Genomic DNA, 12,695 nt, shown 5'->3' with positions numbered 1-12,695 from the left:
TTAATTCAGTTCTTCCCGAATAAATGATACAATTCTAGACGAAGAAGTTTTGAGTTTAGGGTTTAAAACAATCCTTTCTAACCATTTTTTCCGATCTTTAGCTATAGTAAGAGGTTGATAAATGGCCTGCTTTACTTTTGATAAAATTTCTTCTGGAGAATGAATCCAGCCCACTGCATCTAAATCTTCCATTGATCGAAAGTGCTGAAAGTTATATATGGTTTCTGTTTTCCAAACTTGACTCTGAGTATGATCATATCTTAAGTATAAACCGGGATGATCAAAAAATGCAAAATCCAAGGCCATCGTTGACCCAATATTTATCACAGTTTGACAATGGAAAGCGAGATTTATCAAATGTGAAATATCCTCAGGATAAGGGAAAAACTGCTGCCAATATTTGCCCTTCTCCCAAAAAGGATTAATGTGGAAAATTTGAGGAAACCTTTCCAAAACAGCCTTATATCTAGCTGTGTTTTCTACAGGCACTTGTCTAAAAATGATTTGGATATCTTCCTCATTTTTCAAAGCTTCAGCTATATCAAATAAATATTTATCATCGTAAGGTGAGGTTTTTATATCATCACCTGAAAAACAAATCCATTTTTTACCTGGATCTAACCCAAACTTTCTTGCAAATTCAACCCTATCTTCGATTAGGTCATTTTTTACATAAAAATCAAATTGAGGAGTTCCGGTAATTTTTATCTGCTCCACTTTTACTTCAGGATAATAAAATCTTAATTCCTTTGCCATATATTCGGACCAAACAAGATAAAAATCCGGACGTATAGCCAGTCTAGCTTTAGGTAAATTGTCCCAAGAAAAAATTGCAGTAATGGTTTTTATTCCCAAATCTTTTGCTGCCAAAAGAGCTGGGCTAGCCGCAGGAAGTCGTTGATGCGTACAAAAAAGAACCTGAGGATTCATCTCAAATAGTTCCTTTTTATACGTTAAATAAGCTTTGCTACCTCTAATCCTCGAATCAAGTAACTTTTCTGTTTGTAGGATACTAGTATAGTTATCCAAAAATTTCCCTAAGAACTCAGACAAATTGAGAAGCATCTTCTTTTTAAAAGATAGATTTTCCTTTTTCCAATTTGTCATTATGGTTTCATTTTGGGTCAATTTTGCCCCCCTCCTTAACCTAGAAAAAGCAATGGATTCCCGGAGTATTTGTGTTATAACATCCTCTTTATAAGTTATGAGATCAAAAGAATCAATTTCAAAGGAGTTTATTCTCTCAGATTGACGGATAACTTCAGGACTTAGTGCATGCCAAACCTGTAATTGAAACCCTGAATTATGAAGGTCCTTCATAATATCCGAATAAAGATAATTCCTGATACCTACTCCATCAGGTATTAAAAAGCAAATTTTAGCCTCTTTAGTCAATTGGAGATGTAGATTTTAAATAAATCAAAAGCTGAAGTAAATCACCTGAATGAAAAAATCATAAAACTCGATCCTGCTCTAGTTGAATTTTTAATTTTGGAGCAGGTGGTCTTTTATCAAACTTGATTTTAAAATATTTTGATAAAACTCGTTTTACAAACTGAGATTTTTTTTTGATTTGAAGTTTTGGAAGCTTTATTAATTCAGGAAACGCATCACTTTTAAATATTAATTTGAAATTTTTCAAATTAGTCTCCGTAACATGATTCCCCATATGATAAACCCAAGTGTCAAAAGTACTTAATCTCCAAAACCCTGCTTCATCGATTGGCCGATCTATCCAATTACTTTCGCTACTTGAAGAAATTTTGATAAAACAAGGTTCTGAAGGCATAGAGAATATTGCTTCTCTTCGTATTGTCATGACTTGATGACCACTGCCTAAAACAGCTTTTCCTGTCTTTGATCTTACAACAGGTAGGAGACTATCATAATTAATATCGAAAGACCAATTGTAGCAATAATAATTTTCTTGGATATCCTTCCAATTAGGAGATTTTTCAAAGGAAAAAGATAATCTACCCAAAGCGACTGCCATTTGGGTTGAACTAGAATAGTAATATAGATGCCTTGATATAGGGAAAGGAGCAACAGATCCTGCTTTGGGGAAATCTAAAAAAACTTTTTCCACTGCTTCTTGCCAACCATTTCTAAATAAAATATCGCTATCAGAAATTGTAATTAAATCTTCTCTACAACTACGAGCAGCTCCAAGGATTGCATCTACTTTACCAATATTTTTTGAATGAGAAATCAATGTTTCAATCTTTCCTGATTCATAAAGAGAATTCAACCAAGTTTTAGCCTCAATACAAGAACCATTATCTACAACTGTAATCGCAGATCGTCCATGTTGAGTCAACCAAGCTGACTCCAAACATATCTTATAGACTTCAAAAATATTTTTAAAATATCCATTAAAGTCAGGAATAAAGACAGGGATAATAATCCTATGGAAATATTTCTTTTCAATAAATGGATTCAGCTTAGCTGGATTTACTCCTTCTCTCATTTATTTGGGATTAACTGAATAATCGGATCTGCAAAAAATTAAATTCCCAGACCCATTGGTTTCCTGAACTAGTTTTGCAAGAATTTTGTAATCTTTTTCTTTTAATAATTGATAAATGGGAGAATTCAAATCTTCTTCTAGAGATAAGTCTGTTTCTACCATGATCAAAGAGGGTCTAAATTTTTCCCAATTATTTGAACTAAGAACCTCAAAATCTAAACCCTCAACATCCACATCCAAAAAATCTATTTTGTTATATAAGTCAAAATCATCTACTAGTTCTTCTAAAGTACATAGTGGTACTTCAATTTGTGATTCAATGTAATTTGTCAGGTTGTTCGCTACTAAGAAATCATAATTAAAGGTATTCATAGATGATAAATTTTCCTTCAACATATAATAAGTCAACTTTCCGTTATATGAAGAAATACCTCTTTGAATAAATTGATCTTTGGGTCGAATAGTCGAAAACATACTTTTTACTCTTGGGTTAGGATCAACAACAAATCCATTCCAACCTTTCAAGTAAAAGTAATAGGTATTTGAAAAGGTAATAGGCTCAAAACACCCAATATCTAAGTATTTTCCCTGGAATTTATTTAGTAGCTTAAATAGTTGAATATCTTCTCCAGATTTTGAAAAAGAAACCCTATAGCGACTATTGATCCAAGTTCTTACTTTATCTTTCATTAAATTAATCATGAAATAAAAATCAATTTCAAATAAAAATTCGATTTAACTTAGATAAAACATTAAGTAGTTTGAATAGCAATTAAGCTTCCAACAAGGCTTTTTCCATGCGATCTACCCAAGAATCAAGAGAATAAAATTTATTCATATTTAAAGCCAATTCAGGCTCGATTTCTTTCCATCTGTTCGTTCTTAATAAATCCTGAAATAAGGATGTCCAACTTTCAAGAATATTAGGATATTCTACAAATGATTTCCTAGAATAATCGGATGTAACCTCTTCAATCCCTCCATTTTTTGGACACAAAATAAAATTCCCACACTTTATTGCCTCTACTAAAGAAAGTCCAAAACCTTCTTTCCAAAGTGAAGTGAAAAAATAAAAATCACTAATTTGCAGGTATTTGGCTAATTCTTCTGGTTGTAAAACTCCAAGAACTATTACTCTTTCAGGAGTTTTGATTGGTAAGTTAGAGGTGCCTATAATTAAAATTTTAATTCTTTTGTCCTGACTTAACAAAAGTGGAAGCATTTTTAAAAAAAGATGAATACCCTTGACTGGCCTTGAATTAGCCATCCAAGTGATGATAATATCATCTTCCTCAAATCCCATCTTCTTTCGTTGTGAAGATTTTTCTTTTTGAGAGAGCATATTAAATATTTCCGAAGAAACCCCATTCCCCAGAACCTTCACTTCAGGAGTAAATTGTAAGCTATTTGACAAACTCTCTAAATATCCCCTTTTAGTTAAAAAAAACACTTCATCAATTTTATACATTAAGGAAGGTGGAATATTCAATAGATGGCCATGGAAATAATAAATTATTTGAGACCCTGCCGGTAATTTATCTTTTATCGATGCTATTGCTTTTAAAATACCCTGATCATCTATTACAAGGATTTTTAAAGGTTTATCATATTTCCCAATCTCAAGAAGGGATTTGGTATAAGCTCGATAGATATAGCTTTTCCTCCTTTCAAAAGAAAGAAATCGATGAACTAGCGATACTTGGTTTTTATTGCATGTAATATATTTACCACTAGAATTTGGATTTGGAGAAAGTATGAAATCAAAAATCTGAGTATTTTTTAAAAAATAATTCATTTCATCTGTCCAACTACCTATTCCTTCGAAGGGTAAAGGCAAGTCAGAACATAAAACATAACATAATTTTTTACCCTGCATCTTAAAAATTAGAACTCTTGCAATTCCACCATTCTCTTAAATACTTTACTTTCTTCAAGAAGATCATCAAAACTTCCTTCTCCTACGATATTTCCAGTATCAAGAACAAGAATTTTATCTGCCTTTTTAACAGTACTCAACCTATGGGCTACAATAATAATGGTATACTTTCCTCTTAGATTATCAATATTTTCTTGAATGGATCTTTCTGTTTCACTATCAAGTGCTGAAGTAGCCTCATCTAATATCAGCACATCCACATTTTTAAATAATTCTCTAGCTATTGATATCCTTTGTTTTTGCCCACCACTAACAAGCATTCCATTATCCCCTAACTTGGTATCTTCCTTATCTGGTAATGATTTCACAAATGAATCAATATTAGCTAGCCGAATAGCCTCCTCAAATTTTAAAATATTCTCCGGAGATTTTTCTGCCCAAAAAGTGACATTGTTAAATATGTTATCATTAAAGATTACAGGTTCTTGGGTAATATATCCAAATCGCCTTCTGTAAGAACTCTTATCAAAATATTTTCGGGACATATTATTAACAAATACATCACCATCTGTTGGTTCCAACAATCCAATAATAAGATTTACCATAGTTGTCTTTCCACTTCCAGATCCTCCAACTAAAGCCAAGGTTTTTAATCTCTCGATATTAAGGTTTATTTTTCTTAAAACAGGAATATTTGGGTTGTATTCAAAAGATAAACCATGAAGTTCTATTTTATTAATTATGTCAATTTTTGGTTTTTTAGTAGGAGATTCTTGAAGTGATCTAAATTCCTCCATCAACTCCATTGCTGCAACAATTCCCCCATAATGAGCCAAAAAACCTTGCCAGCTAGTCTGTAAAGAAATAACATAATTGAGAGCTCGGTAGAAAAACAATAAAGAAGCCAAAATGGATGCCATTTGACCACCCAATAGATTTACTTGGACGAGTATAACTAGAGCTACAACAATTAATACAATCGGTTCCCTAGTAGAGGACAAAAAGGCATTATATACTCCTATTTTACGTTGTTGAATTTCAATTGAATCAATAATTGCCTTGAGTTTAAGTTTGTATTTAGAAAAATAATCAGTTGCTTTTAAATACTTGAAGTTATGTACGGCTTGGATAAGATAAGATTGAAATTCATGATTGAATGCCGTAACGCCCACAGATGCTTTTTCAGTAAACTTGAAGATTATTTTAAAAATAAAATTAGATAAAAAGCCACCAATACTAACTAATATCGCAAATTGAAAATTAGATAGCATAGCCAAAGTCACGTATACCATCAACATAACCACATACTGAATGGTACTAAAATATGTTAGGAAACTATAAGTAACCTTAAAAACTTCCCCTGAGAGGGTATTTTGAATTTTTCCAGCATCTAAATTAACAAAGTTTTTATAGCTCATCCCACCCAAACCGTCGACCATCTCGTATCTGAGTTTTTTGACAAATTCCATTTGAAGCTTTGTCTTAAAAATACCATCAAAAAATTTCAAAACAGACTTTAGGATGAAAAGGACTACCATTACGGTCAAAATGACATTAATGTTTAATCCAAACCCAAGTTTCTCAATCCAATCAAGAATAAAATCCAAGTTCCCCAGATTATCACGATTTTCATCTGTAATCCCATCTGCTGCTATAGTGAAAATTGGAATAAATAAAGCTAATCCAAACCCATCTAAAAGACCAACCAAAAGGCTTAATCCAACTAGAAGAATAACCTTTCTACCAAGGTATTCATAGAAAAATGAAAAGTACTTGAAGTACTTTGAAATAAATTTTTTCAATGAAATTAGTTAAATACTAAAACGTCTTTTATTCTTTTTATCAGTATCGTAATAACCATAGCCATAGCCATACGAATACCCATAACCTCCATAGGAAACCTTTGATGCATCTAAACCATTAAAAACTGCATAAATGTTCTTAACTCCTTTTTGCTCTTTTAGACCATTCACGGCATCAATAAACGACTTTTCTGAATAGTTTTGTCTAAAAACAAAGAGAGTAAAATCCACTAAAGTAAGAAGATCCAAAGTTTCAGAAACTAAGCCTACAGGAGGAGTGTCTAGGATAATCACATCATAAGTAGACTTCAATTCATTAATAAGTTTTTCAAAATTTATTGAAAACAAAAGCTCTGATGGATTTGGCGGAATTGGTCCAGAAACTATCAAATCTAAGTTTTCGTATTGTGTTTGTTTGATAATTTTAGTCCATTCTTCCTCTTGACCACTTAAAAAGGTAGAAAGTCCAATATCATTCTTTAACCCAAAATCATCATAAATTTTAGGTTTTCTCATATCACAACCAATCAAAACAGTTTTTTTGCCTGTTAATGAATAAACAGAAGCAAGATTCATTGCACAAAATGTTTTTCCTTCACCAGAAATAGTCGAAGTAATCATAAAAGTCAGTTGCTTTTCTTTCGGGACTAGAAATTTAATATTTGACCTGAGAGAACGGAACCCCTCAGCAATTCCAGATTTACCCCTTCCAAAAACAACTAGATTTTCTTTAGATTTATTAAAAAGTATGGTAGCTAATACAGGTATTTTGAGTTTTCTTTCCAAATATTTTGGTTCCTCAATCTTCGTTCTAAAAAACTCCTTTCCCAATACAATCAAAATGGGTAAAAACAATCCCAAAAACCCCGCCATCAAATAATTTCTAAACGGCTTTGGAGTAATCTGTAAAAGCCCTGCTCTTGCATATTCAATAATTTTATTTGCAGGAGTATTAGATGCTTTTGAAATAGCTGATTCAGCACGTTTTTCAGACAAAAAATTATAAATATTTTCGGTAAGTGTCGTTTGCCTTTGGATTTTAATTAGATTTTGTTCGGCGACAGGCAAACTCCTAAATGAAGATTCAATCTCTTTCTTTCTGCTTTCTAAGTCATTAATCGTCATTTGGTTATTCCTCTCAACATTGTCCAGAATCTCACGGATAGAAGCGCTCAAATCTGACAACCTTTGATTTGTAGCTTTGACAATGGGCGAATCCTCGGTTTGAGTAGCCAATAATCTAGACCTATCAACTTGAACAGACAGCAGGTTTTCAATTAAACCATTCAAATAAGGATCATCAATCCCCAATCCAGAAGGAACAACAATCTCATTATAGTTCTCCCTAACCAAATAATCCTTTAAACTCTGATAATATTGACGCTTTAAATTAGCCTCTGCAAGTTTAGATTCAATTTCCGTTAGCTGTCCGAAAACTGCCGACGATTCAGAACTTAAATTAAATATCTGGTTAGAAGATCTATAGTTTTGTAACTGATCCTCGAATGAACTTAAAGAATCAGCAACTCCAGCAACCTGACTATCGATAAAATCTATTGTCCTATTTGCAATTTCATTTTTTTCCTGAAGTTCCAACTCCAAATAGGTTTCCATGAGTGCATTCAAGTAAGCTTCTCCTTTAGCTCTACTTCTCACTAAAAGGCTTAAATCTAGGATGGAAGAATTTTTTTGAGAAAGTTCTACAATTAAACCCAAGGAATATACATCAATCAAATACTTTTTATCTCTAACTATAAAAATAGAATTACCAGATTCTGTTCCTGAGGTATTATTGACCCTTATCTTAAACTGGGGAGTTTCTATCCATTCTCCAAATTTGAATTTTTTGGGTTCAATCTTTTCCACCCTTTGATAACTTCCATCAGGAAGTAATTGAGTATAGCTTTCATTAGGAAATTTTAGGGTAAATTCCTCGGCTGAAGACCAATCAACATTTATCTCCCCATGAAGTAATTGGGGAGCCTTCCAATCCAATTCAACAACAATTGGTGTTTGTTTGTAAATCTCCTCAAGAATAAAAGTACCTTTTTTAAAATACTCTACATGGAATTCTAGTTTATCTAATGTAGCCTCCGCAATGGGACGGGACTTCAAAATAATCATCTCATTAGTTAACCCCATCCCCTGTTCTTGCAACGCAGGATTTTCAAAAAATGAAAACCCTTTATCATTTTCTTTAATGAAAAACTTGGATGAAACTCTATAACTTGGTGGTGTAGTTTGAGTAATGTAATAAGCAATAGTTAAACAGACTACCAAACTTCCCAAAATCCATGGCCAAATCCGAAGGATTTTTGGAAGGATGGATTTGAGATCAAAGGTACTTTCCTCTTCTTGTAGAAAATCGTTCTCTTCTTGATCTATAGACATATAGAATTAATTATTTGGAATTAATGTCAATATTAATGCGAGAGCTGTTATTGTGCTTGTAAGAAGTGTTACGGTTTCCAATAATGTATTTCCAGCTCCTATTTCTCTTACCTTCATTGGCTCTGCATAAATCATATCATTAGGTTTTAAAAAGTAAAACTCTGAACCAAGCAAGTCTCTATCTAAAAGATTAATTTTGTGAATTTGTGATCCATCTGGATATTGCCTAACCAGAAGCACCTCATCACGTTTAGCCACCCTACTTAAATCTCCTGCAAATGCAATTGCTTCAAAAATCGTAACTCTATTCTGAAGTATAGTGTATTTTCCTGAACGATTAAACTCTCCTAAAGCACTAAATCTTACTCCACCTAACCTAACTCTTACAAAATATTCATCCTCTTTTACGTATTTGATTACTTTAGACTCAATCAGAGTCTGAGCATCTTTTGTGGTTAAGCCCAAAAATTTGACTTCACCTACTAAAGGTATTTCAACCATCCCCTGATCATCAATTGTATAACCATTCATAAAAAAAGCATCACCGGCTCCTTGATTACCTCCCATCTGGGCCATATTATTATTTTCCGCGGATACGACATTGAATATTCTATTAAGCTCAGGATCAGTGGTTTTTATACTGACTTCTACGATATCGTTCACTTGTAATAAATAGTCTTCAGTTTGATATCCATATCGATCACTTGATTCTACTAGCGGCCCAGTAGATTCTTCCAATTCTTGCATATAGATGAGTTTTTTATTTGGAACACAAGAATACAGACCTATTACCAAAACAAAGACAAAAATTATTCCTTTAATAATTTTCTTCATAAAATGATTTTTATTTCTTGGATTTATTTGAAATTTTTTCAAAAATATAAATTAAATAGACTTTTGAGCCTTGAAAAGTCATAGTCTTGCATCTACCAAACATTTATCCAAAATCCCCTTCACATCAAAAACTACTTGTTGAGAAGATTTTGCTATTTCCAATTGTTTGAATTCCTTGTGGGCAACTGCCAAAATAATAGCAGAATAAGAATCTAATGTCGGTGAATTTGGAAGCAATTCAATTCCATACTCATGTCTAACTTCATCTCCATTGGCCCAAGGATCATAAACATCCACATCCATATCAAAGGATCTGAGCTCATGGTAAATATCTATCACCCTGGTATTTCTAACATCCGGACAATCTTCCTTAAAGGTGAATCCTAAAATCAAAACTTTTGAGTCTATCACCTTCAAATCCTTGCGCATCATATGCTTGATTGTCTCAGTAGCAACATGCTTCCCCATACTGTCATTCAAGCGACGGCCGGCAAGAATAATTTCAGGGTGATATCCAACTTCTTGGGCTTTTTGCGCAAGATAAAAAGGATCTACTCCTATACAATGCCCTCCTACTAATCCAGGCTTAAATTTCAAGAAATTCCATTTTGTACCTGCAGCCTCTAAAACTTCATGTGTATCTATTCCAAGTAAATTGAAAATTTTCGAAAGCTCATTAACAAAAGCAATGTTAATGTCTCGCTGTGAGTTTTCAATTACTTTTGCCGCTTCAGCCACTTTAATGGATGAGGCCTTATGGGTTCCTGCAACAATAATCGTTTTATAAAGCTGATCAACATATTCTGCTACTTCAGGAGTACTTCCTGAGGTTACTTTTAGAATTTTGGATACAGTATGTTCTTTATCACCCGGATTAATTCTTTCTGGAGAATAGCCTACAAAAAAGTTATAGTTGAACTGTTTACCAGAAACCTTTTCCAATACCGGCACACATTCCTCTTCTGTAACTCCTGGATAAACTGTTGATTCATAAATTACTACATCTCCATCCTTTAAATAGCGGGCTATATTTTCTGAGGCCTTTAACATTGGAGTAAGAACAGGGCGGTTATGCCTATCTGTAGGAGTCGGAACGGTAACAATATAAATATTGCAATCCTTTAGATCCTCAGAATCCGTGGTATTGTACAATCCAACTGACCTAGAGATTGGATTAGATTTTGACAAAACTGATTGGAGTAACTCATCCTCCACTTCCAAAGTGAAGTCATGACCAGCATTGAGATCATTGATTCTTTTTTGATCAATGTCAAACCCAATAACAGGAAATTTTTTGGCAAATTCTACTGCCAGTGGTAATCCAACATACCCTAAGCCTATTATGGCAATTTTTGATTCAGTTAGAGGTTTCAACATAGGGAATTTAAAATGCTTATTATTAGACACTTATAGCTTCGCTCTTTCAGTCCCAAAATCAAAAAGACCTAGCAGAGATTAATGAAGCCATTTTCAAAGGTTTACTAAAAATATTTAGTTGCTGAAAATGATATTAAATGATTAAATGAGTACCAAAGTTACTCACTTTACATACAGGGCAAAACTAATAGAAAAGCCTTTAAAAAAAATCTTCAAATCCTTCTATTTATCGAGTCCATTTCTGTTCAAAAAATATAGCAGACTAATTTGACCGAAGAAGGCACCTATGTGTTTTCCTTGGTAAAAATCTGGCCTGCTATTTTGCTCAGATTGCCACTGATAATTAAATGCATGAATATATTGGGCTTTGGCAGAGAGAATCAAATGATTCCATTGTTGATCCCAAAGCAAACCAATACTGTAGTCAACCCAAGGCTGCTTGGAGGAATTTCTTACAAATGCCCTATAAAAGAAATCTTGATGATTAACCAACCTCTCTAAAAGCACACCCCTTTTGTTTAATCCTGAGATTTGACTGATCTCGAGACTTTGCACATTAGAACCCACCCCCGGACCTGCCCCCAAAGCTTCACCGTAATTTGAAAACCCTCTTGCCTGTCCATGAGTGTGCCAAGTATATCCTCCCCCAAATCCAGCATAGCGAATAGTTCGATTGACTGATTGTTGCTGATGCAGCATTTCTCCCCTCAATTGATAGAACCTTCCCTCTTTCGAGGTTGACCATAATTTTTTAAAACCCGCCAAATAAGCTCGAGCATGTTCAGGGTTTAAGATTGCTTCACGCCAATTGTAGGCGTGGTCCCTCCTTCCATATTCAAAATAAATTTCAAACTTCCCTTTGGGGATCACCCATCGACCAAAAAAAGTCACTTGTTGATCCCTTCCCTCTCCATCCTTGTCAAAGCCATAAACAGTTTTTTGAAAGGGCTCAAAAATGGGGAAATAATCAACAAATTTATCCCCCTGTTGCTCTGAATATTGTTGATTTGTCCTAGATACTCCAAAATAAAAGCCCGGAATCCATTTCGGCTGATAAGTAAGAGTAATTGCGTTGAGATACTTATAATCCCCCGTAAACCGATTAAACAATCTCTGATTCAAATTTGGAAGTTGGGAAGGGAAATACCCTGAATCTTCTAATCTCCCGACTATGATTTCTACCTCAAAACTTCCTAAGAATGTTTTGGCAGGTCTTATAGTCCTAAGGGTTAAGTGAGGAAAACTCCTTGCATTATTACTAAACGTAAGGGAAGAAAATTGTCCGGGCCCCCAAAAAATATTTTCGGTAGAAATCCCAGCCTCTAAAAAGCTTGCCTGAATTGTGATTTTGGATTGTCCCCACCAGAAAAATGAAACCGGCTTATCTCCAAAGCGTTCAGGGTAGTCTCCAAAACTCCAATAGAAAAACCTCGCTCGATTTACTGATTCGGGAAACTCTCCAGAATATCCTTGAAAGGGTCGATTTTGAGCATATACAAATTCAGGTGCAAACTGAACCCGAAGGATTGAATATTTCAAAGAGAATCCCATGCTTGTGTATGTCTGAACACCTACATTCGGAAGCATGGGACCATTTCCCCAACCATATGTCCTTTTAGTATTTAGAGTTACAGTTTGCCTTAAGGGAAGTATGGAGAAATAATTATTTTTTTTATCGAGAAATAATGAAAAGTCATTTTCAAAGTTTCCTTTGGAGATCTTTTCAAAGTCAGATTTAGGAAGATCAAAAGGACGCAAGGTGAAAGAAAAATTATTTGTATTCACACCCAAAACTTGTCCTCTTCTATAAAACTCTTCCAAAACTGGAAAGTTGGGCTGCAAAGATTGGCTCAGAGTAAGAGGAGAATAACCAATCAGTACCAACAAGAGAAAAATCAACCTGTAAATCAAAGACTTTATTTCTGAATAACTAAATTGGAGTCTAGTA

At 33.8% G+C, this 12,695-nt stretch carries 9 protein-coding genes; all 9 read right to left on the bottom strand.

Annotation, left to right across the window (positions count from 1 at the left end; translation table 11 throughout):
• Complete coding sequence (locus NY014_RS00985; RefSeq protein ID WP_259412658.1) at positions 1–1,395, bottom strand: CDP-glycerol glycerophosphotransferase family protein; 1,395 nt, start codon at positions 1,393–1,395, stop codon at positions 1–3.
• Between the two features lie 58 nt (positions 1,396–1,453).
• Positions 1,454–2,467, bottom strand: coding sequence for a glycosyltransferase family A protein (locus tag NY014_RS00980; protein ID WP_259412657.1), 1,014 nt, complete (start codon positions 2,465–2,467; stop codon positions 1,454–1,456).
• Entirely contained in the window at positions 2,468–3,157 is a 690-nt protein-coding gene (locus NY014_RS00975; protein WP_259412656.1) for an FkbM family methyltransferase, read from the bottom strand.
• An 82-nt stretch (positions 3,158–3,239) separates the two neighbouring features.
• Positions 3,240–4,343, bottom strand: a complete 1,104-nt coding sequence (locus tag NY014_RS00970; protein ID WP_259412655.1) for a glycosyltransferase — start codon at positions 4,341–4,343, stop codon at positions 3,240–3,242.
• A gap of 8 nt (positions 4,344–4,351) precedes the next feature.
• Positions 4,352–6,145: an ABC transporter ATP-binding protein gene (locus NY014_RS00965; protein WP_259412654.1), complete on the bottom strand. Its 1,794-nt coding sequence runs from the start codon at positions 6,143–6,145 to the stop codon at positions 4,352–4,354.
• A gap of 9 nt (positions 6,146–6,154) precedes the next feature.
• Complete coding sequence (locus NY014_RS00960) at positions 6,155–8,536, bottom strand: GumC family protein (RefSeq protein WP_259412653.1); 2,382 nt, start codon at positions 8,534–8,536, stop codon at positions 6,155–6,157.
• A 6-nt stretch (positions 8,537–8,542) separates the two neighbouring features.
• Positions 8,543–9,412 (bottom strand): polysaccharide biosynthesis/export family protein, encoded by an 870-nt coding sequence (locus NY014_RS00955; RefSeq protein ID WP_354003149.1) that lies wholly within the window; start codon positions 9,410–9,412, stop codon positions 8,543–8,545.
• A gap of 36 nt (positions 9,413–9,448) precedes the next feature.
• Positions 9,449–10,747: a nucleotide sugar dehydrogenase gene (locus tag NY014_RS00950; RefSeq protein ID WP_290426992.1), complete on the bottom strand. Its 1,299-nt coding sequence runs from the start codon at positions 10,745–10,747 to the stop codon at positions 9,449–9,451.
• A 222-nt stretch (positions 10,748–10,969) separates the two neighbouring features.
• Positions 10,970–12,589: a capsule assembly Wzi family protein gene (locus NY014_RS00945; RefSeq protein ID WP_259412652.1), complete on the bottom strand. Its 1,620-nt coding sequence runs from the start codon at positions 12,587–12,589 to the stop codon at positions 10,970–10,972.
• Between the last annotated feature and the right edge of the window lie 106 nt (positions 12,590–12,695).

The organism is Algoriphagus limi (assembly GCF_024919275.1).
In the GTDB taxonomy this organism is placed as follows: Bacteria; Bacteroidota; Bacteroidia; order Cytophagales; family Cyclobacteriaceae; genus Algoriphagus; species Algoriphagus limi.
Note: the sequence above shows the minus strand (reverse complement) of the source record. Positions and strands in the feature narration are given on the sequence as shown.